Source organism: Streptomyces sp. NPDC111744, assembly GCF_055634995.1.
In genome coordinates, this window is sequence record NZ_JBVKCG010000001.1 from 130,522 (window position 1) to 150,657 (window position 20,136).

General features: G+C 70.7%; 22 protein-coding genes. 6 read left to right on the forward strand and 16 right to left on the reverse strand.

The features are described from left to right. The first annotated feature begins 13 nt into the window (after positions 1 to 13). Positions 14 to 556, forward strand: a complete 543-nt coding sequence (locus tag ACZ7OO_RS00620) for a PPA1309 family protein (RefSeq protein WP_471500074.1) — start codon at positions 14 to 16, stop codon at positions 554 to 556. 109 nt (positions 557 to 665) lie between these two features. Here ACZ7OO_RS00620 and ACZ7OO_RS00625 read toward each other — a convergent pair whose 3' ends face one another. The 4 genes from ACZ7OO_RS00625 to ACZ7OO_RS00640 all read right to left on the reverse strand — a co-directional run bounded on the left by ACZ7OO_RS00625 (position 666) and on the right by ACZ7OO_RS00640 (position 3,819). Then, positions 666 to 1,763, reverse strand: coding sequence for a YlbL family protein (locus tag ACZ7OO_RS00625; RefSeq protein ID WP_471500076.1), 1,098 nt, complete (start codon positions 1,761 to 1,763; stop codon positions 666 to 668). A 60-nt stretch (positions 1,764 to 1,823) separates the two neighbouring features. After that, positions 1,824 to 1,988 carry a hypothetical protein gene (locus ACZ7OO_RS00630; RefSeq protein ID WP_352219816.1) on the reverse strand — a complete coding sequence of 55 codons (165 nt, stop codon included), beginning with the start codon at positions 1,986 to 1,988 and terminating at the stop codon, positions 1,824 to 1,826. Positions 1,989 to 2,105: 117 nt separating this feature from the next. Beyond that, the gene (locus ACZ7OO_RS00635; protein WP_352219815.1) at positions 2,106 to 2,567 is read right to left on the reverse strand and encodes a molybdenum cofactor biosynthesis protein MoaE; all 462 of its coding nucleotides are present in this window, start codon (positions 2,565 to 2,567) and stop codon (positions 2,106 to 2,108) included. A gap of 139 nt (positions 2,568 to 2,706) precedes the next feature. Then, on the reverse strand, positions 2,707 to 3,819 hold the full coding sequence (locus ACZ7OO_RS00640; protein WP_471500078.1) for an SDR family oxidoreductase: 1,113 nt from the start codon (positions 3,817 to 3,819) through the stop codon (positions 2,707 to 2,709). A gap of 192 nt (positions 3,820 to 4,011) precedes the next feature. Here ACZ7OO_RS00640 and ACZ7OO_RS00645 point away from each other — a divergent pair, with 192 nt between their 5' ends. Beyond that, the gene (locus ACZ7OO_RS00645) at positions 4,012 to 5,430 is read left to right on the forward strand and encodes a zinc-dependent metalloprotease (RefSeq protein WP_471500080.1); all 1,419 of its coding nucleotides are present in this window, start codon (positions 4,012 to 4,014) and stop codon (positions 5,428 to 5,430) included. Continuing rightward, entirely contained in the window at positions 5,427 to 5,948 is a 522-nt protein-coding gene (locus ACZ7OO_RS00650; RefSeq protein ID WP_471500082.1) for an NUDIX hydrolase, read from the forward strand. The genes ACZ7OO_RS00645 and ACZ7OO_RS00650 overlap by 4 nt, the downstream gene beginning before the upstream one ends. 68 nt (positions 5,949 to 6,016) lie before the next feature. Here ACZ7OO_RS00650 and ACZ7OO_RS00655 read toward each other — a convergent pair whose 3' ends face one another. From ACZ7OO_RS00655 to ACZ7OO_RS00670, 4 genes are all read right to left on the reverse strand, one after another. After that, positions 6,017 to 6,772: an AIM24 family protein gene (locus tag ACZ7OO_RS00655; protein ID WP_471500084.1), complete on the reverse strand. Its 756-nt coding sequence runs from the start codon at positions 6,770 to 6,772 to the stop codon at positions 6,017 to 6,019. A gap of 17 nt (positions 6,773 to 6,789) precedes the next feature. Beyond that, a complete protein-coding gene (locus tag ACZ7OO_RS00660) occupies positions 6,790 to 7,470 on the reverse strand; it encodes an AIM24 family protein (RefSeq protein WP_352219810.1) in 681 nt (226 codons plus the stop codon). A gap of 11 nt (positions 7,471 to 7,481) precedes the next feature. Beyond that, complete coding sequence (locus ACZ7OO_RS00665) at positions 7,482 to 9,044, reverse strand: TerD family protein (RefSeq protein WP_471500086.1); 1,563 nt, start codon at positions 9,042 to 9,044, stop codon at positions 7,482 to 7,484. A gap of 137 nt (positions 9,045 to 9,181) precedes the next feature. Then, positions 9,182 to 9,778, reverse strand: coding sequence for a M48 metallopeptidase family protein (locus ACZ7OO_RS00670; protein ID WP_471500088.1), 597 nt, complete (start codon positions 9,776 to 9,778; stop codon positions 9,182 to 9,184). A 226-nt stretch (positions 9,779 to 10,004) separates the two neighbouring features. Here ACZ7OO_RS00670 and ACZ7OO_RS00675 point away from each other — a divergent pair, with 226 nt between their 5' ends. Continuing rightward, the gene (locus tag ACZ7OO_RS00675) at positions 10,005 to 11,210 is read left to right on the forward strand and encodes a TOMM precursor leader peptide-binding protein (protein ID WP_471500090.1); all 1,206 of its coding nucleotides are present in this window, start codon (positions 10,005 to 10,007) and stop codon (positions 11,208 to 11,210) included. Next, the gene (locus ACZ7OO_RS00680; RefSeq protein WP_471500092.1) at positions 11,203 to 12,591 is read left to right on the forward strand and encodes an ABC1 kinase family protein; all 1,389 of its coding nucleotides are present in this window, start codon (positions 11,203 to 11,205) and stop codon (positions 12,589 to 12,591) included. Before ACZ7OO_RS00675 ends, ACZ7OO_RS00680 begins: the two co-directional genes overlap by 8 nt. A gap of 15 nt (positions 12,592 to 12,606) precedes the next feature. On the opposite strand, the gene ACZ7OO_RS00685 is transcribed toward ACZ7OO_RS00680, so the two are convergent. The 5 genes from ACZ7OO_RS00685 to ACZ7OO_RS00705 all read right to left on the reverse strand — a co-directional run bounded on the left by ACZ7OO_RS00685 (position 12,607) and on the right by ACZ7OO_RS00705 (position 16,501). After that, positions 12,607 to 12,819: a hypothetical protein gene (locus tag ACZ7OO_RS00685; RefSeq protein ID WP_471500094.1), complete on the reverse strand. Its 213-nt coding sequence runs from the start codon at positions 12,817 to 12,819 to the stop codon at positions 12,607 to 12,609. 136 nt (positions 12,820 to 12,955) lie between these two features. After that, the gene (locus ACZ7OO_RS00690; protein ID WP_471500096.1) at positions 12,956 to 13,282 is read right to left on the reverse strand and encodes a hypothetical protein; all 327 of its coding nucleotides are present in this window, start codon (positions 13,280 to 13,282) and stop codon (positions 12,956 to 12,958) included. Beyond that, a complete protein-coding gene (locus tag ACZ7OO_RS00695; protein ID WP_471500098.1) occupies positions 13,279 to 13,647 on the reverse strand; it encodes a WhiB family transcriptional regulator in 369 nt (122 codons plus the stop codon). The genes ACZ7OO_RS00690 and ACZ7OO_RS00695 overlap by 4 nt, the downstream gene beginning before the upstream one ends. Positions 13,648 to 13,821: 174 nt before the next feature. After that, positions 13,822 to 14,106 carry a hypothetical protein gene (locus tag ACZ7OO_RS00700; RefSeq protein ID WP_471501210.1) on the reverse strand — a complete coding sequence of 95 codons (285 nt, stop codon included), beginning with the start codon at positions 14,104 to 14,106 and terminating at the stop codon, positions 13,822 to 13,824. A 199-nt stretch (positions 14,107 to 14,305) separates the two neighbouring features. Continuing rightward, a complete protein-coding gene (locus ACZ7OO_RS00705) occupies positions 14,306 to 16,501 on the reverse strand; it encodes an ATP-dependent DNA helicase UvrD2 (RefSeq protein ID WP_471500100.1) in 2,196 nt (731 codons plus the stop codon). 178 nt (positions 16,502 to 16,679) lie between these two features. Here ACZ7OO_RS00705 and ACZ7OO_RS00710 point away from each other — a divergent pair, with 178 nt between their 5' ends. Continuing rightward, entirely contained in the window at positions 16,680 to 16,922 is a 243-nt protein-coding gene (locus ACZ7OO_RS00710; protein ID WP_471500102.1) for a mycoredoxin, read from the forward strand. Between the two features lie 52 nt (positions 16,923 to 16,974). On the opposite strand, the gene ACZ7OO_RS00715 is transcribed toward ACZ7OO_RS00710, so the two are convergent. From ACZ7OO_RS00715 to ACZ7OO_RS00725, 3 genes are read right to left on the reverse strand one after another with little or no spacing between them, the layout of a single operon-like run. Next, positions 16,975 to 17,607: a class I SAM-dependent methyltransferase gene (locus tag ACZ7OO_RS00715; RefSeq protein WP_471500104.1), complete on the reverse strand. Its 633-nt coding sequence runs from the start codon at positions 17,605 to 17,607 to the stop codon at positions 16,975 to 16,977. A 16-nt stretch (positions 17,608 to 17,623) separates the two neighbouring features. Beyond that, on the reverse strand, positions 17,624 to 18,568 hold the full coding sequence (gene nudC, locus ACZ7OO_RS00720) for an NAD(+) diphosphatase (RefSeq protein ID WP_471500106.1): 945 nt from the start codon (positions 18,566 to 18,568) through the stop codon (positions 17,624 to 17,626). A 46-nt stretch (positions 18,569 to 18,614) separates the two neighbouring features. Further along, positions 18,615 to 20,126, reverse strand: coding sequence for a dipeptidase (locus ACZ7OO_RS00725; protein WP_471500108.1), 1,512 nt, complete (start codon positions 20,124 to 20,126; stop codon positions 18,615 to 18,617). Positions 20,127 to 20,136: the final 10 nt, after the last annotated feature.

A 20,136-nucleotide genomic window follows, 5' to 3' on the forward strand; every position in this document is an offset into this window, starting at 1 on the left:
CAGGATTGTGACCATGTCCAACACTCCCATGGCAGCCAACCCGCTCACCCGGGCCGTCCTCGAGATCGACGAGTACGCCTCCGGCCTCGGCTGGGACCAGCCCGCTCGCCTCTTCGCCCTTGTCGACACCGCACGGCTGCGCACCCAGGAACCGGCTCTCGCCGCCCAGCTCGGTCTGGAGGAGGAGTCCGTGACCACCGGTCTCACCCCGATCGAGCAGGACGAAGTGCCAACGGACAAAGCGCTGGATGAGTTCCTCGGCACCATCGCCTGGCCGGACGCCGTGGTCGGCTGCGCGCTCACGGTGGAGCGGCTGATGCTGCCGCCGTCCGCCGAGTCCCAGGTCCCGGAGGGGCTGAGCGAGGCCAACCTGGCCAGGTGGGTGGCACAGCACCCCGACCGCCAGGAGGTCCGGATGACGGTCGGCGTGCTGCGGGACGGCAGCCGCGACTCGGCGGTGCGGCTGCGCGAGAAGGACTCGCCTACGGAGGTCCTCACCGGTCCCGACCTGGTCCCGGGGCTGGCGGAGGCCCTGAAGGCGACGTTCGCGGACTGAGACACGCGCACACGGCTCGCACACGGCACCGGGGGCGCCCCTCGTCAGGAAGGGGCGCCCCCGGTCTTCTGGGTCCGCTACGGGCCCTCTTCAGGTTCTCTACGGGTCGTCAGCTCTTGGTGCTGCACTTCGGCAGGGCGCCGGTGTCTCCGCCGCGGATGTCCTTGAGGGCGCCGAGGGCGTCGTTGATCGTCTTGACCCTGACCAGGGTGAGCCCACTCGGGGTGTCCTTGGCTGCTTCGGCGCAGTTGTCGGCCGGGGTCAGGAAGTACTGGGCGCCCTTGCTGCGCGCGCCGATGGTCTTCATCGAGATGCCGCCGATCGGGCCGACCGTGCCGTCGTCCTCGATCGTGCCGGTGCCGGCGACGAACTTGCCGCCGGTGAGGCTGCCCGGGGTGAGCTTGTCGTAGATGCCGAGCGCGAACATGAGCCCCGCGCTCGGTCCGCCGACGTCGGCGAGCTTGATGTCGATGGAGAACGGGAACGTGTGATCGGTCCCGGCGGAGATCCCGACGATGGCGCGCTTCGTGCCGCCGTCGTCGGAGGTGGTCGTGGTGACGGTGACCTTCTCGGTCTTGGTGGCCGTCTTGTTCGCCTTCTCGGCGGCGGCCTGCTCCTTGGCGGGCACGACCGTGAAGACGACGTCCTCGCCGGGCTTGTGCTTGGTCACCAGCATGGCGACGTCGGCCGGCTGCTTGACCGCCGTACCGTCGACGGCCTGGATCACGTCACCGGCGTGCAGCTTGCCCTCGGACGGCGAGCCCTTGAGCACCGTGGAGACGATGATCCAGGACTTCACCGGGACGCCCAGCTCCTTCAGGGCGGCGACCTTCGCGCTCTCCTGGGACTGGCTGAACTCCTCGGCGTTCTCCTGGGTGGACTGCTGCTCGGTCTTGCCGTCCGGGTAGAGCGTGTCGTGCGGGACGACCCTGTTGTCGTGCGAGAGCCATCCGTAGACGGCCTCGACGAGGTTCATCTTGTAGTCGGCGCTGGTGACCCGGACGGTCGTCATGTTCAGATGCCCGGAGGTCGCGTAGGTCTTGTGACCGGAGATCTGCAGCACCGGCTCGCCGCCGTGGTCCCCGAGCGTGTTGACGGTCGGGCCCGGGGACATCTCCGAGTACGGCACGTTGATGAGCACTCCGGCGCACAGGAGCGCGATCAGCATCAGGGTGGAGGCGAGCATCGTCGCGGTGCGGCGTGGCATGCAAAGACAGTACGGGACGTGTCTGTCAGCGCACCGTCAGGGCCACCCGTCAGAGGGGGCTCAGCTGCCGGAGTGGGGCTTCTCCATGGCCTCGCGGAAGCGCGCGTACCCGTCGAGTTCGGGCCCGTCGCTCCGGGCTCTCCTGGTCCGATTGGCCCAGCTGCCCCACAGACCGGCAGCGACCGCGGCCACGAGCGGAATCAGCAACCAGACAAGGGCCCCCATGCCGACCTCCCAACCCCATGAGCGTCCGCGACTGACTGATCAGCAGATTAATCATCCGCACTGACAACGCTCACGCGGGGGGTTCGGTTACGCAACCGGAAGCCGGACAGGGGCCCTTCAGCAGGCCCCGACCCATTCCTCCGTCCCATCGGAGAACTTCTGGTGCTTCCAGATGGGCACCTCGTGCTTGAGATCGTCGATCAGCTTCCGACAGGCTTCAAAGGCGTCCCCGCGATGCGCACACGACACGCCGACGACCACGGCGAGATCACCCACCCGCAGGTCCCCCACCCGGTGCACCGCGGCCAGCGCCCGCACCGGGTACTCGGCGACGACCTTCTCCGCGATCCGCCGCATCTCGCTCTCGGCACTGGGATGGCACGAATAGCCGAGCGCGTCCACGTCGGCGCCCTCGTCGTGGTTCCGCACGGTCCCCACGAACAGCGCGATCCCACCGGCCGCGTCGTCCCCCACGGCCGCGAAGACCTCGTCGACGGAGAGCGCACTCTCCCGGATCCCGATCAGCTTGACGGGATCCTCGGCACCCAGCTCACCAGGATGATCGTTCACAGCAGCCATACCTCCATCGTGCCGCACGCCCGGGACCAGAGGGAATACGCCCAACACCCGGCACACGCGCGTGCGCGTTTGGAGACTCCTCCTACTCCCGGCTCTCGATCGCCGGTACCGGCCCGGGGCCGCTGCCTCCGGTCCGTGGTCAGATCCGCCGCCGGGCCTTCCGTGCCCGCCGTACCACGGCCGCCGCGCCCAGCAGCGCGACCGTCGCACCCGCCGCACCCGCGGCCGTAGCGTCCTTACGGCCGAGCCGCCGTCCGACCACGGTGTGCCGCCCGGACACCTCCTCCAGCAGCTCGGCGAGGACCTCCTCGTTCGTCCACCCCGGCCGCCACCCGGCGTCGTGCAGCCGGCTCCCGCTCACCACCCACGGATACATGGTGTAGGCGAGATCCCCGGCAGGCGACGGCGTCAGCCCGATCCGGTGCAGCCGGGCCGCGGCGCCGAGCGCCACCGCCGACGGCAGCTCCATCCGCCGGATCCCGCTGAGCTCCTCGACCTCCTCCTGCTCCAGCCATCCGTCGCACCCGACGGCGAGTTCCCCGTCGACGTGCTCCAGCACGGCGTACTCCAGCGCGCTGCACAGGTCCTCGACATGGCAGAACTGCCAGGCGGGCCGCGACCCGGCGACGACAAGCAGACGGGGCGACTCGAAATACCTGGTCAGCGCGGTGTCGGTGCCTCCGACAAGCACCGCGGGGCGCACGACGGTGACATTGAGCCCGGGGTGCGCGCGGGGCGCCCGGCGCGCGAGCCGCTCGATCTCCAGCAGGTCCCCCACGCCCGTGGCCTCCGCCGTGGCGCGCAACTCCGCGTCCTCGGACAACGGCAGCTCGTTCTCCGGAAGCGCGCCGTAGACCATCGCGGAGGTGCACAGCACCACGCGGTGCACCCCGGCCGCGGCCGCCGCGGTCAGCACGGTCTGCGTCCCGCGCACGTTGTAGGCCGTACGGGCGACCGGATCGGTCTCCAGATCCAGATCGAGCGCGAGATGCACCACCACGTCGGCCCCGCGGAGCTTGTCCGCGATGGCCGGATCCCGTACGTCGAGGATGTGCCACTGGGCGTCCGCGCACTCCCCGCGCCGCTCGTCGATGGCGATGACCTGCTTGATCTCCTCGGACGCGGCCAACCGCTCGGTGAGCAGCGCGCCGACCCCGGTCGCGGCGCCGGTGACGGCGACGACGGGCCCGCGCACGGCGGCAGGGGTTGACGGGTTTCGCGCTGCGCGAACCTGCGGATCTGGGGAACTCACCGGGCGTCTCCAGCGGTTGTCTTCAGTACGAGCGTGAGTGACGCGTACGTACCAGGTGGCATCCATCCTGCCGCAGGCCGACTGTCGGCGAAGCACCGAGGCCCGATCGCGCCGGGGTGTCTACGCTGGGTGGTGTTGTCGGGCAGCCGCGCCGCCGGAGAGAACCGGTGGCCTTACCAGCCGAGGATTCCCGTGAGTGACACCCCATTCGGTTTCGGCCTTCCGCCGGAGGAGCCGGAAGACGGCGACGAGGGCAAGGAGAAGGACCAGCAGAGCGGTGGTGGGCAGGGACCGGCCAACCCGTTCGGTTTCGGCACGCCCGGGTTCGGCGGCCCCGGCGCCGACAATCCGTTCGCTGCCATGTTCGGTTCGCTGAACCCCACCGACCTGGGCGCGGCCTTCCAGCAGCTGGGCCAGATGCTCTCGTACGAGGGCGGCCCGGTGAACTGGGACATGGCCAAGCAGATCGCCCGCCAGACGGTCTCCCAGGGCACCTCGGACGGCGTCAAGGACGCGAGCGTGGGCCCCTCCGACCGCACGGCGGTCGAGGAGGCCGTGCGCCTGGCCGACCTGTGGCTGGACGACGCGACGTCGCTGCCGTCGGGTTCCGGCTCGGCCGTGGCGTGGTCGCGCGCGGAGTGGGTCGAGGCGACGCTGCCCGCCTGGCAGGAGCTGGTCGACCCGGTCGCCGAGCGGGTCGGCGCCGCGATGGGCGATGTCCTGCCGGAGGAGATGCAGGCCATGGCGGGCCCGCTGATCGGCATGATGCGCTCGATGGGCGGCGCCATGTTCGGCACGCAGATCGGACAGGCCGTCGGTGTGCTCGCGGGCGAGGTCGTCGGCTCGACCGACATCGGTCTGCCGCTCGGCCCGGTCGGCCGGGCCGCGCTGCTGCCGGTGAACATCGAGGCGTTCGGCAAGGACCTCGGTGTGCCGAAGGAGGAGGTGCGGCTGTACCTGGCGCTGCGCGAGGCGGCCCACCAGCGCCTGTTCGCGCATGTGCCGTGGCTGCGCTCGCACCTGTTCGGCGCGGTCGACGGGTACGCGCGCGGGATCAAGGTCGACACGGCCAAGCTGGAGGACGTGGTCGGCCAGTTCGACCCGCAGAACCCCGAGCAGCTTCAGGACGCCCTCCAGCAGGGCATGTTCCAGCCCGAGGACACACCGGAGCAGAAGGCGGCCCTGGCCCGTCTGGAGACCGCGCTGGCCCTCGTCGAGGGCTGGGTCGACGCGGTGGTCCACGCGGCGGCGAAGCCGCGCCTGTCGTCCGCCGACGCGCTGCGCGAGACCCTGCGCCGCCGCCGCGCCACGGGCGGCCCCGCGGAGCAGACGTTCGCCACGCTGATCGGCCTGGAGCTGCGCCCGCGCCGACTGCGCGACGCCTCCCGGCTGTGGGCCTCGCTCACCGACGCGCGCGGTGTCGACGGCCGGGACGCCCTGTGGGCACACCCGGACATGCTGCCGACGGCGAGCGACCTGGACGACCCGGACGGCTTCGTCCACCGCGAGCAGCTGGACTTCTCCGAGCTGGACAAGATGCTCGGCGAGGCGGCCCAGAAGCCCGACCTGCGCAAGAAGGACGACCAGGAAAAGGGCGACGACACCGAGTGAGCCTGTACGACGACACGGTCCTCGTCCTCAAGGGGTACGAGGGCCAGGAAGAGCTGCGCCAGGCCTACCTGGACCATCTCGCGGCGCACCCCGACGGCATGTGGAAGGCGTGTCACGCGGGTCATGTCACGGCGAGCGCGCTGGTCGTCGACGCCGAGCACGGTCGGGTGCTGCTGACACTGCACCGGAAGCTGCGGATGTGGCTGCAGATGGGCGGCCACTGCGAGGCGGGCGACGCCACGCCGGCCGCGGCGGCCCTGCGGGAGGCGACCGAGGAGTCCGGGATCCCCGGGCTGACGCTGCTGCCGGGCGGCCCGGTCCGACTGGACCGGCACCCGATCCCGGCGCCGTGCCACTGGCACTTCGACATCCAGTACGCGGCCGTGGCCCCGCCGGGCGCCGCCCATGCGATCAGCGACGAGTCCCTGGACCTGCGCTGGTTCGCGTACGACGGGGTCGCGGAGGTCGCCGACGACTCGGTCGTACGACTGCTGGAAGCGACCCGCGCCCGGCTGTGATCCCCATGTGCACGTAAGGGGCGCCCGCCACTGCGTGCGCCCCTTACTTTGCGGGTCTTCCTGGCCCGTCAGCTCCAGACGTTCCCCTGGTTCATCCCGCGCGCGCCCTGCTGGCCCATCCCGAACTGCGCGGCGAGGCCCTGGCCGATCTGGGCGTTCTGCGGCGGGAGCAGTTCACTCGGCTGGACCAACGCGAAGCCACTTCCCATGAAGCTGAGCTCCCAGCCCTCTCCGGTGTTGCCGCGACGCCGCCACACGCCCGAGGAATGCGTCTGGGCCTGCATCTGAACGCGCAGCCCGGTGGACCAGGCGACGATCGCGTCGGCATCGCAGTTGACGTACTTGTCGGGCGTGACCTGCATCAGCAGCGGCGCGCCTGAGGTCATCAGGGCGACCTTGCCGCGGCCGGTGATGTTGAGCTGGTACTTCCCGGACCCGGAGATGCCGTAGAGGCTGTCGACGGCGACCACCTCGTGGTGCAGCGAGGAATCCATGGCGAGGACGTAGCCGCTGTCCACGGTCAGGCCGTCCTGTTCGACGTCCAGGACGTGGACGTACTGGGCGAGGTTGGCGAAGTAGACCGTGCCCTGCCCGTGGCAGCGCATCAGGTCCAGGCCCTCGCCGGTGTACGCACGCGCGCGCGACTGCTGGTTGCTCGTGTACTCGGCGTCGAACTCGACGAGCCCCTGGTAGGCGACCATCGTGCCCTTGCGGGCGAGGATGTCGTCGTGGCCCTCCAGGACGACCCGCAGCATCTGCTTGTTCTGCAGGCTGTAGCGGTCCCGGGCCTGGGAGTCGTTGTGCGCGAAAAGCGGGCTCTGCATGATTCTCTGACTCCCCCTCAGCCCCGGAAACGAAGGCGGTCGGTGCTGTCCTCGCTGGGCTGGACGACGACGATGCCCTGCCCGGAGAAGGCCATCTGGTAGGCCTCGCCGCTGCCCCGGCCGATCAGGGACTGCGCCTTGAAGCTGCGCTTGCCCTTCACCTTGAGGTTCGGCGACCAGGCGACCAGCGCGTCCGGGTCGACGTACGTCTCGTCCTCGCCGCCGCCGCAGTCGACGACGATCGGCTTGCCCCGGGAGGTCAGCGCGACCCAGCCCTGCCCGGAGATCTTGGTGTTCCACAGACCCTGCCCGGCGAACTTCGCCAGCCCCTTGACCCGCTCCACGCCCCAGGTGAGGTGCGCGTCGAAGGCGAGCAGGTTGGTGGCGTTGACGGAGATGCCGTCGCCGTTGAGGTTGATGACGACGACATCGGCGCCGTAGTCGGCGAGGTAGAGCAGTCCGTCGCCGGAGCACTTCATCAGGGGCGCGCCCTCGCCGGTCATCCAGTCACGGGCGATCTGGCGCACGGCCGGCGGGTTGGGCTCGTACTGCACGAAGCCCTCGTAGGCGACCATCGACCCCACACGCGCGAGGAGGTCGTTTCCGGTCTGCATGGCGACCTTCAGCATGTGGTTGCCGTGGTTCTCCATGCGGGCGGTGACGGGTGCGGGGGCGTAGCCCGCGAGCGGCTGGTTCATGACGGGCTCCCTCAGACCTCGTACGGCTGGACGACGATGAAGTTGCCGGGGGCGCCCCGGAACTGCAGGTTGACGCTCTCGCCGGTGTCGCCCGGGTAGGCGTTGCGGCGCATCCGGACCTGGCTGGAGACGATCACCTGGGAGGCCGCCGACCAGGCGACCACCGCGTTGCAGTCGGCGAACGTCGTCGGCGTGACGGGCAGCACCACGGGCGTGCCGTGCGTCTTGACGACGATCGTGCCGGTGCCCTGGAACTGCATCGTGAACAGCGCGCCGCCGGGGATGCCGTGGCCCTCGATCCGGCGGACCTCGTACTGGAGGCTCTCGTCGAAGGCGAGGACGCTCTCCGCGGAGACACAGATCGCGTCGCCCTGGAGCTCGACGGGGTGCAGATGTGCGGAGTTCTCGGCGAGGAACACCTGGCCGTGGCCGGTGCAGCGCATCAGCTGCATCTCCTGGCCGGTCGCGTTGCCCACGACCCGGCCCATGAACCCGGCGCCCTTGTAGCTGAAGTCGACCTTGCCCTGGTAGAGCACCATGCTGCCCTGCCGGGCCAGCACCGGCTGACCGCCCATGCCGAGGTCGACCCGGACGAGCTTGCTGTTCTGCTGCGTCCAGCGCTGGCCGGTGGGCGTCTCCTTGAACTGCTGGAGCGCCGCACCGACTCCGGCACCGCCCTGGGGAGTTCCTTGGGGGACTCCGTAGGTCTGCCGGCCTGGGGCCTGCCCGAACGGCGGCTGCTGGCCGTAGCCCGGAGACGGGGTCGGGGGCTGGGGTGCCTGGGGGTGTCCGGGCGGCGGGGCCGGGGCCTGCGGGGCCGCCGGGGGCTGACCGTAACCGGGCGGCATGGGCGCGCTCGGGGTCGGCCGGCCGTAGGGCGCGGGTGCCGGGGCCGGGGCCGGCGGCGGCACGGTGCCGGGGGCGGGCGGGGGCACGGGTGCCGGGGCGGGCGCGTGCGGGGCCGGGGCGGCGAACGCGGGCGGCGCGAATCCGGGCGCAGGGCCGGTCTGCGACTGCTGCGGCTCGGGCGCGGCGGGCGCCTCCTCCTCCATCACCTCGCCGCCGAAGTTCTTCAGCAGCGCATCCAGACCACCGTCGAAGCCCTGGCCGACGGCGGCGAAGCGCCACACGTCCTTCAGGTAGAAGTCGCCCAGCATCACGGCGCGTTCGGTGGAGAACTCCGAGCCGTTGAAGGAGTACCGGGCCACCTCCTCGCCGCCCGCGACGATCCGGATGTAACCGGGCGCGACCTGCGACATCTGCCCGGCGCCGTCGATGGTCGCCGTGAACGCCAGCTTCTGGATCCGCGGCGGGATCCGGTCCAGCGTGACCCGGAAGGACTCCGTGTCGCCCGCCTGCGCACCCAGCAGCTGGATGGACTCCTCTGGAGACTTCGGCTGGTTGAAGAAGACGAAGTACCGGTCGTCCGACAGCCGTTCGTCGGCGTCCAGGCCGAAGCAGCTGATGTCGAAGGTCAGTCCGGGCCCGGCGATCTGCACACCTACGTACAGATCCGTGCCCGCCGTCAGGTCACTGATCCTGGCCTTGTGGCCGCGTTGGAATTCCCTGGCCATGCGCTACGACCGTCCCCCATCCCGAATGTGAGTGCGTCGCGCCAGGCTAACGGCTAACTCGGACATCGGAGGAAGTCGGTACAGACCCGGTACACAACCGCGCTCAGCGGCCCCGAAGCGAGCGCTCGCAGGGCGTGTCACTCATCGCGCGCACCTGGCGCATGGGGCAGCCGGCCGGTGGCGACCACCCCTTCGAGGTAGCCCCGGGCCCGCTCGGTCCGCGGATACGCCTCCAGGAGCCGCCAGAAGTCGGGACCGTGCCCGGGCACCAGCAGATGCGCCAGTTCATGGCAGAGCACATAGTCGACGACGTACTCGGGCATGCCCTGGAGCCGGTGCGAGAGGCGGATGCTGCCCTCGGCGGGGGTGCAGGAACCCCAGCGGGTGTTCTGGTTGGTGACCCAGCGCACCGAGGCGGGGCGGGCCCGGCCGTCGAAGTACTGGGCCGACAGCCGCTCGGCGCGCTCCGCCAGTTCGGCGTCGCCCAGCACCCGCTTGCTCTCCTGGGCGGCGAGTTTGTTGAGCATGACGGTCACCCAGCGTTTCTCCTCCGCCTCGGACATCCGGGCGGGGATCAGCACGACGGTTCGATCGCCCTCGCGGTACGCGGAGACCGTCCGGCGGCGCCGGGCGCTCCTGCGAACCTCGATCGCGCTCACCCCCAAGCCGCTGGGCGGCTGGCTCGTCATGCTGCGCTGTGGCTTTCCGGCGCGGTGCAGTGGGTCGGCGGGCACGCCCCGACGTTACCCGCTGCACACGGGGGAAGTCCCGGGTCCGGGGCGGTTCGATGCCAAGCCCCCACCATGCGTCTGATTTGTACGACGAATACCCACCGCCTGTGGACAACTTTCGATGTCCGTCGAGCGGGCCGGGCATGCTGGCAGTCGTCGGCGGAGCGTGACCGGCTCCACCGGCAGACGGGGACGTTCCATGACCTTTCGACAGCTACGGGGGCCTGTCATGCATCCGTTGGTGAAGCCCGCGCTCCGGCGCGGCTGGCGTGATCTCAACACCGTGCAGTTCGGGATGACCCCGGCACACGCGATGACAGTCGGGCCGATGGACACGGCGACCGGCAGCTTTCTGGACCTGCTCAACGGCACCCGGGGGCTCGCGCTGCTGCGTACGGAAGGGCGGCGCATGGACCTGCCGGACGGGCATGTCGACGCGCTGGTGGAGCGGCTGTCGCGGGCCGGCCTTGTCGACGACGCGTGCGGCGGCGGGCCGGCGGTGGAGACACTGCGCGCGAAGCAGGAGGTCATGGACCGGCTCGGCCCCGATCTCGCGTCGCTGTCCCTGATCACTCCGGAGCCGGGCGGCGCGATCGGCCGGCTGGCGGCCCGGCGTGCGCTGCGGGTGCAGGTGCGGGGCGCGGGCCGGGTCGGTGTCACGCTGGCCGCGCTGCTGTCGGGCGCGGGCGTCGGCGAGGTCGACGTGCGTGACGTGGGCCGCGTCCAGCCGTGGGACGTGGCGCCGGGCGGGCTGCCCGCGGAGGCGGTGGGCGAGCGGCGGGAAGAGGCCGCGCGCAGGGTCGTCCGCCGGGCCGCTCCGGACCGCACACCGCGCCGCCCGGATCCGGCCGCGGAAGAGCCCGGCCTCTCCCTGGTGATCATCGCCCCGCGCGACGACGTCCTGGTGCACGCCCCGGACGCGCGCGCCGCCGAGCCGCTCATGGCCTCCGGGACGCCTCACCTCTACACGGGGGTCGTGGAGGGCACCGGCGTCGTCGGTCCGCTCGTCCTGCCGGGCGGGACGGGCTGCGCCCGCTGTCTGCACGAGCATCGCTCCGACCGTGATCCGGCGTGGCCACGCTTGATCGCCCAGTGGCGGTCCGGGCAGGCCCGCCGAGTGGGGGCCTGCGATCTGACGCTGGCGACGGCCGTGGCCGGGCTGGCCGCCGCGCATGCCCTGGCCTTCCTCGACGGGGAGTCGCCGTCAGGTACGGGAGTGCGCTGGGAGGCTTCTGTGCCGGCTCTGCACTGGCATGCGCGGCCGCTCTGGCCGCATTCCGCATGCCCGTGCGGAGCGGCGGAGAAAGCTAAGGGGGAACACTCCTCAACCAATGAGGCTCGGCACGAGACAATGGTGGTGCAACGGCCGTCGGCGGAGCGACAAGAGCACACGGACGCCGCACGGCCGACTGGGACTTGGAGGGCGCATGTCTGATCTTCCCCGCAAGGCGGTCACCCGGACCGCCAAGCTCGCCGCGCTCCCGCTCGGCTTCGCAGGCCGGGCGACCTGGGGTCTGGGCAAGCGCATCGTGGGTGAGTCCGCGGAGATCGTCGGGCGTGAGCTGCAACAGCGCACGGCGGAGCAACTCTTCAAAGTCCTGGGAGAGTTGAAAGGCGGGGCCATGAAGTTCGGGCAGGCCCTGTCCGTCTTCGAGTCCGCCCTCCCCGAGGAGATCGCCGGCCCCTACCGGGCGGCCCTCACCAGACTCCAGGACGCCGCGCCGCCGATGCCCACCCGCACCATGAACGCGGTGCTCGCCGAGCGCCTCGGCGAGGGCTGGCGGGAGCTGTTCCTGGAGTTCGAGGAGAAACCCGCGGCGGCGGCCTCGATCGGCCAGGTGCACCGGGCGGTATGGCACGACGGCCGTGCGGTCGCGGTCAAGGTGCAGTATCCGGGAGCCGGCGAGGCCCTGCTGTCCGATCTCGGGCAACTGAGTCGTTTCGCGCGTCTGTTGGGTCCGCTGATCCCGGGCATGGACATCAAGCCACTGATCGCCGAGCTGCGCGACCGGGTCTCCGAGGAGCTGGACTACGCCCTGGAGGCGCAGGCCCAGGCGGCGCACGCGGAGGAGTTCGCGGACGACCCCGATGTGGTGGTTCCCGCGGTGGTGTACCAGTGCGAGCAGGTCCTGGTCACGGAGTGGATCGACGGAATACCGCTCTCCGAGATCATCTCGGAGGGTACGCAGGAGCAGCGTGACCGGGCCGGTCAACTCCTGGCCCGGTTCCTGTTCTCGGGCCCGGCCCGTACCGGGCTGCTGCACGCCGACCCCCACCCGGGCAACTTCCGTCTGCTGCCCGGTGGGCCGGAGGACGAGGAGGAGTGGCTCCTGGGCGTGCTGGACTTCGGCACGGTCGACCGCCTCGCGGGCGGCCTGCCCAGCCCGATCGGCGACTCCCTGCGGATGACGCTGGACGGTGATGCCGAGGCGGTCTACGAGCTGCTGTGCGCCGAGGGATTCGTCAAGGATTCCATAGAGCTGGACCCCGACGCCGTCCTGGACTATCTGCTGCCGATCATCGAACCGGCACGGGTCGACGAGTTCACCTTCACCCGCAACTGGATGCGCAGCCAGGCGGCCCGCATCGCCGACCCCCGCAACCCCGCCCACCAGCTGGGCAAACAGCTCAACCTGCCGCCTGCCTACCTGCTGATACACCGGGTGACCCTGAGCACCATCGGCGTGCTGTGTCAGCTGGGCGCGACGGTGCGGCTGCGGGAGGAACTGGAGGCGTGGCTGCCCGGGTTCGTGCCCGAAGGTGCCGACGAAGTCGTGGCAGCCGAGGAGGCGGAGGTGGCCGTAGAGGCGCAGTAGGCGCGGTGACGGCGATCACCACCAGGACGAGTCGAGCCGGCCCTCGATCGCTCTGAGGTTCTCCCTGGAGCAGGCGTCGCAGAAGAACTGGCGGATGCCGTTCTCCACGGAGCAGGTCCACGTGGTGGGCTGGGGGCCGTCGGCCGGGATGCCGCAGCGGGCGCACACAGGAGGGTGGGGCTCCGTGGCGGAGCAACCGTGATCACTGCCTCCGGGAAGACTCGTCACCCGGCGACGATAACGCCGCGGTGCACGGATCCGCGGGCGCAACGCACCGCGGGGGCCGGTCCGTTCGACCGGACCGGCCCCCGCGTGAAGCTTTCGTCTCCCTCAGCCGGGAGGCCACCGCTTCAGGTGTTCGGGATCACTGCATGACGGCCATGGCGAGCGCCCGGCGGGCGCGCATCGAGGCGCGCTCGGCCCGGCGCTGCATCCGGCGAGCGGCCGCCAGGCGCACGGCCCGGCGTTCCTGCTCGGCCTCGTGCAGTCGCTCGTGCATATGCGCACGAGCCAGGGCTTCTGGGATGAGTTGCATCTCGCGGGTCCTGTTCTGACGCGAGCCGGTGGTCGTACCGGCGGTGGTGAAGTCTGGGATCGCGGAGCCTGTGGGCTCGCTGGTGGACGGCTTCATCGGGGCCTGCTTCTTGGGGTCGTGCGTGAGGGGGCGGTCGATCGTTCCTTGGATGTTCATGCCGTAACCGGGTTCTTGCGCGGACGGCCACGCGGCCGCTTCCGGGCGACGACGACACCCTGGACGAACAGCTCGCCACCCCAGACACCCCAGGGCTCACGCCGCTCCTTGGCACCGGCGAGGCAGGCCTCGATCAGCGGGCAGGTGCGGCAGAGGGACTTGGCGTACTCGACGTCCGCCGGCGACTCGGCGAAGAAGACCTCCGGGTCGTAGGAACGGCAGGGGACGGGCACGCCGAGGTTCTCGATGGCGTCGTCGAGCGCGGTGAGCGCGGTGAGCGGAGTCAAGGTGGAGTCCTCCGTGAGGCAGGGCGGGGGGATCGTTTCGGAAGGCGGTACGGACGGGGCGTGCGCTTCGAGTTGCACGGCTGTTCTTCCTCGTCTGGTCGTTCCGGTCCGGTTGGACCGGTTGGCGGCTGGTACCGGGTTCTGCTCTTGCCCCGAGGCCCCTTCGCCCGTCTGTCCCTGTGGTGGGGACAAACAGAAGGGCCGCGGATCCCGGGTGGGGTTCCGCGGCCCTGAAGGCGCCGGCCTGATCGATCAGGCTGGATCACTCCAGGGTTCTGGCCCACGGAAGGCCCACATCAGGTGGTGCTGCGTCGTCTGCTTCCGGCTTCCGGCACCGGCTGCCACAAAGGCATAGGCCTTGGCCTGTGCCCCTACTGCTTCCAGTGCCTTGGTCGGTCGCTCATTGCGCTCACGAACGGGAAGGCCCGCGAGAGAAACGGAGGAGGACGCCGGACGCACGGCACGAATGCCGGACAGACCGGTGCCCAGGTTCGAGACGCCGAGCATGCACACGGAGACGGCCGAGAGATCGGTCATTTTGGCCGCGCTGATGTTGGTCTTGATGCTGATCACTGGACTCGCCTCCTCTCGGCGTCTGGGGGACTGGGATGAGCCAGTCCGCTCGGATATGCAAGTACAACACGGAACTGGGCCTTCGAGAAGGCCGCCGCTTCCGTGCCTAGAACCTATGGGGATTGCCGGGGCATGCGCAAACTATTTTTTCGACGAGTTCGCATCAGTCCCCCTCGGCTGCTCCCCCGGGCTGCTGGCCTGCACAGATGGCCAGAACATCGGCACCGTAACGGTTGAGCTTGCGCATGCCGACACCGGGGATGCGGGCCAGCTCCCGGTCGTCGTCGGGCGCGCTCTCGGCGATGGCCATCAGCGTCCTGTCGGTGAAGACGCAGAAGGCGGGCTGGCCGCTGAGCCGGGCCTGGTCCGCGCGCCACTCCCGCAGCCGCTCGTAGAGGCCCTCGTCCATGTCGGAGGGGCAGTTGTCGCAGCGCATCAGTTTCATCTCGCCGGCGTCGGTGAGGGTGCGTCCGCAGACCCGGCAGCGGGCGGGAGTGCGCTGAGTGCGCCGGGGTGCGGCCACGGGGCCGCCGGTGAAGCCGCGTTCGACTCCGCCGGGGCCGGCACCGGAGCCGCGGCCGACGGCGCCGGTGGAGCCGGGGCGCAGGCCGTCCAGGAAGTGGCTGGGCCTGCGGTTCGGGCGGCCGCCGGGAGTGCGGGAGAGGGACCAGGAGACATGGAGCCGTTCTCTGGCACGGGTCACACCGACATAGAGGAGACGGCGCTCCTCCTCGATCTGCTCGTCGGTCTTCGCATAGGTGATCGGCATCATGCCCTCGGCGACACCGACCAGGAAGACGACGTCCCACTCCAGGCCCTTCGCCGAGTGCAGGGAGGCGAGGGTGACGCCCTGGACGGTCGGGGCGTGCTGGGCGCCCGCACGCTCGTCGAGTTCCGTGACGAAGTCGGCGAGGGTGGCGGCGGGCCGGGCGGCGGCGACGTCGTGTGCCAGGTTGACCAGGGCGGCCAGTGACTCCCAGCGCTCCCGGACCGCGCCGGAGCCGGCCGGCGGCTCGGTGGTCCAGCCCTCCCCCGACAGGACAGCGCGCACCTGGGAGGGCAGGTCCACGGTGTCGTCGAGCAGCGCGTCGTTGCCGCCGAAGCGGGCCGCGGCACGCAGGGCCACGCCCGCCTTGCGCACCTCGGGCCGGTCGAAGAACCGCTCGGCACCGCGCAGTTGGTAGGGCACCCCGGCGTCGGCGAGGGCCTGCTCATAGGTCTCTGACTGGGAGTTGGTGCGGAACAGCACGGCGATCTCGGCGGCCGGGACCCCTGCGTCGACCAGCTCGCGGATACGGCGGGCGGCGCCCTCGGCCTCGGCGGGCTCGTCCGTGTACTCGGTGTAGACGGGCTCGGGTCCCGCGGGGCGCTGGGAGATCAGTTCCAGGCGGTGGTCGGCGGCGCGGCCGTGGGCCTGGGCCAGCAGCCCGTTGGCGAGGTGGACCACCTGCGGTGTGGAGCGGTAGTCGCGGACCAGCTTGACGACGGTGGCCCCGGGGTGGCGGGTGCGGAAGTCGAGCAGATGGTCGGGGGTTGCTCCTGTGAACGAGTAGATGGTCTGGCTGGCGTCGCCGACGACGCACAGGCTGTCGCGGTCGCCGAGCCACAGTTCCAGCAGGCGCTGCTGGAGGGGGCTGACGTCCTGGTACTCGTCGACGACGAAGTGCTGGTACTGGGCGCGGACCTGCTCGGCGATGTCGTGCCGGTCCTGCAGGACAGCGACGGTGAGCAGCAGGACGTCCTCGAAGTCGATGACCCCTCGGTCACGCTTGAGGTCCTCGTAGACCGAGTAGATCTGGGCGATCTCGGCCGGGTTCCGGGGAGCCTCGCGGCCGGCCTTCACAGCGGCGGGCTGATAGTCGGCGGGGACGGTCTGGGTGACCTTGGACCACTCGATCTCGGCGGTGACGTCCCTCAGCTCTCCCCGGTCGAGGCGGATGCGGCAGGCGGCGGCCGCGTCGGCGACAAGCTGGATCTTGCGGTCGACGAGCCGGGGCAGCGAGCCACCGATCGCTTTCGGCCAGAAGAACTGGAGCTGGCGCAGCGCGGCCGAGTGGAAGGTGCGGGCCTGCACCCCCTGGGCGCCGAGCTGGCGCAGCCGGCCGCGCATCTCCCCGGCGGCACGGTTGGTGAAGGTGACGGCGAGCACGCTGGACGGCTGGAGAATACCGGCCCGCACCCCGTAGGCGATCCGATGGGTGATCGCCCGGGTCTTGCCGGTACCGGCTCCGGCCAGCACGCACACCGGACCGTGCAGGGCGGTCGCCACCTCACGCTGCTCGGGGTCGAGCCCTTCGAGCACCGCGTCGGCAGAGTCCGGTGCCTGCGGGAAAAGGGAGGAATGCGTTGCTGCTGTCACACGGCCATGCTGCCAGGTCGCCGGGGGCTGCTGTGCCGGTTGTCCACAGGCAGCCCCTCGCAGTCGTACTAATGCGGCAGGCGCCGTACAGGGCTCGTGCTGCGGGAATGGCGGACGGACCGCATGTGTTCCTCTCCTGGACGACCTTCCCCGAGCTGCCAGAAGGAGCGCGAGCGAGATGCAGGGCACTGTGACGATGTACAGCACCACGTGGTGCGGCTACTGCCGCCGGCTGAAGAGCCAGATGGACCGCGAGGGCATCGCGTACACCGAGATCAACATCGAGCAGGACCCGGATTCGGCCACGTTCGTGGAGAAGGCGAACGGCGGGAACCAGACAGTCCCCACCGTGCTTTTCGCCGACGGCTCGACGCTGACGAACCCCTCGCTGGCTCAGGTCAAGCAGAAGATCGGCGCGTAATCTCCTTCGTGTTTTCTTCGCACTCTTCGCGCAAGGCGGTCCCTGACTCGGTTCAGGGGCCGCCTTCGCGTATGTCACCCGGCTTGTCCCACACAAGGGTGTAACGCCACAGCAGCCGGCGCCGGTACCTGCGTTCGGGGAGCAGGTGTGCGGTGGCCTGCCGGACCTCTCGCCAGTTCATGATGGGGTCCTCGACGGGCATGCCGGACGGACCCCGCTCGCCGCCGCGTCTGCGCGCGCGCAGCAGCAGGTTCACGAGGACTCCACAACCGCTGATCACGCGGTCCAGGAGGGTGCGGTTGTGCGCCATGCCGACGACGACCAGCCGGCCGCCCGGCGCGAGCAGCCCCGCCAGCCGTTCGATCACGTCGTCGAAAGGGGCGTGGTGGATGACGGCGACCGCGCTGACGAAGTCGTAGCCTCCCTCGTCGAGGAGTCCGGCGTCGAGATAGTCACCCTCCAGGAAGGTGACGTTTCCCGCGTCCCGTTTGTGCGCCAGCCGGATCATCTCCGGTGACCGGTCCACGCCGGTCACCGACTCCGCCCTGGTCGCGAGCTTGGCGGCCAGCAGGCCGTCGCCGCAGCCGACGTCCAGGGCGGCACGGCAGCCGTGCGGCACTGCGTCCAGGACCACCGGGTGATAGTGGACGTTGTGGTTCCAGTAGGTGTCGTAGGTGTCGGTCATCAGCCGGGTCGCCGTCTCAGACGAAGCTCCTGGTCGGCAGCGGCTTGCCGTACCACATCTCGATCAGGCGGGCCGCGATGGAGATCCCGTACGGCGGGAGGACGTCGCCGGAGTCGAAGGCGGCGCCCAGTTCGTCGCGGGAGAACCAGCGGGCCTCGTGGATCTCGTCGCCGTCGACGTTGATCTCGGTCGAGGTGGCTCGGGCCATGAAGCCGAGCATGAGGCTGGACGGGAACGGCCAGGGCTGGCTGGCGACGTACTCGACGGGGCCGACGGTGATCCCGGCCTCCTCGAAGACCTCCCGGCGCACCGCCTGCTCGGTGGACTCGCCGGGCTCGACGAAGCCGGCGAGCGTGGAGAAGCGGCCCTCGGGCCAGTGGACCTGGCGGCCGAGCAGGATGCGGTCGTCCTCGTCGGTGACAGCCATGATCACGGCGGGGTCGGTGCGCGGGTAGTGCTCGGCGCCGCAGGCGGGGCAGCGGCGGATGTGGCCGGCCGCGGCGATGACCGTGCGCTCGCCGCAGCGGGAGCAGAAACGGTGGGTGCGCTGCCAGTTCTCCAGGCCGACCGCGTGCACCATCAGGCCCGTGTCGCGTGGTGACAGCAGCAGTCCTGCCTCGCGCAGGCCGGCCGGGCGGGCGGACTGGTCGATACGGCCGGGCAGGGCGTCCTTCTGGAGCGCGAAGTAGCTGACGCCGGCCTCGTCGGTGCCCAGGAAGTAGCGGTGCGCTTCGGTGAGGGGTGCCTCGAAGGAAGGGGTCATGACGAGTTCGGTCCGGCCGTCGGGCGTCTCGTCGATGAGGACCTGGCCGCCGGAGACCACGAAGCAGCGGGTGTCGGGGTGGCTCCACGCCGCCGCGAGCCAGGCCTCGTCGAGCCGGTGGTGGGCAGCGCGGTCGATGCCGCTCGGGGCGGTGAGCGAGATGGGGCGGTCGGCGGTGTGGTCGGTCCAGGTGGTCACGGGTGCTTCCAACTCCCCCAGTGCAACGGATGTTTCAGCGGGCGGTTCAGCGGGACGAAGGGCGGGAGGAGACCAGGTCGGGCGGGGGCGGGGCGGGCGGGGCGGCCCTTCCAGTGTGCCCCGCGCGTGATGCCGCTCCGGACGGCGCCGACGGGTCAGGGGCATGGCGCCAGTTCTCGGCCAGGTCACCCCACAGGTAGGCGCTGGTCTCGACGCCCTTGAGGAGGAGGTCCAGCTCGACCTTCTCGTTCGGGGCGTGCCAGCCGTCGGAGGGGACGGAGATGCCCAGGAAGAGGACGGGTGCGCCGAGGACGTCCTGGAGGTCCGCGGCGGGCCCTGAGCCACCCGAACGGGTGAACCGGACCGGTCCCTCGAAGGCGCGGCCCATGGCGCGGGCCAGCGACTGGAGGCTTGGGTGGTCGAGCGGGGTCAGACAGGGGCGCGTGGCCGGCAGGAAGGTGATCTCGGCGCGGATCCCGGCGGGTATCCGCTCGGTGGCCCAGGCGCGGACGGCCTTCTCGATATGGTCGGGCTCCTGCCCTGCGACCAGCCGGAAGGACAGCTTGACCATGGCCGAGGACGGGATGATCGTCTTGCTGCCGGGGCCCTGGTAGCCGCCGCCGATGCCGTTGACCTCGGCGGTGGGGCGGGCCCAGATGCGCTCCAGGGTGGTGTGCCCGGCCTCGCCCTCGGTGGCGTACGAGTGCGCTTCGCGCAGCCAGCTCTCCTCGTCGAACGGCAGCTCGGCCCACAGCTGACGCTCGCGGTCGCTGAGTTCCACGATGCCGTCGTAGAAGCCGGGGATTGCCACGCGCGCGTGCTCGTCGTGCAGCGCGGCGACCAGGCGAGCCGCGACGGTGGCCGGATTGGGGACGGCGCCGCCGAAGGCACCGGAGTGGATGTCCTGGTCGGGGCCGTGCAGGACGATCCCGCACTCGACGAGGCCGCGCATGCCGGTGCACACGGTGGGGGTGTCCTCGGACCACATGCCGGTGTCGGAGACGATCACTGCGTCGGCGGCGAGCCGGTCCGCGTGTTCCTCGACGAGGGCTCGGAAGTGCGGGGAGCCGGACTCCTCCTCGCCCTCGATCAGCAGTTTCAGGTTGACCGCGGGTGCGATGCGGCCGGTGGCGGCGAGGTGGGCGCGGACGCCGAGTGTGTGGAAGAACACCTGGCCCTTGTCGTCGGCGGCCCCGCGCGCGTAGAGGCGGTTCTCCCGGACGACCGGCTCGAAGGGGTCGCTGTCCCAGCCGTCCTCACGGGCGGCGGGCTGTACGTCGTGGTGGCCGTAGACGAGGACCGTGGGCGCCTCGGGGTCGTCCGCGGGCCATTCGGCGAAGACGGCCGGGGCGCCCGGCGTCTCCCAGACCTCGGCGGTCGGGAAGCCGGTCTCCTTGAGTTTGGCGGCGAGCCAGTAGGCGCTGCGACGGACATCGGGAGCGTGGTCGGGCTGGGCCGACACGGACGGGATGCGCAGCCACTCGGCGAGGTCGTCGAGGAAGGCGGCACGTTGCTGCTCGATGTACGTACGGACGGCGCTGTCCGGGGTCTGGCTCATGGTCATGAGC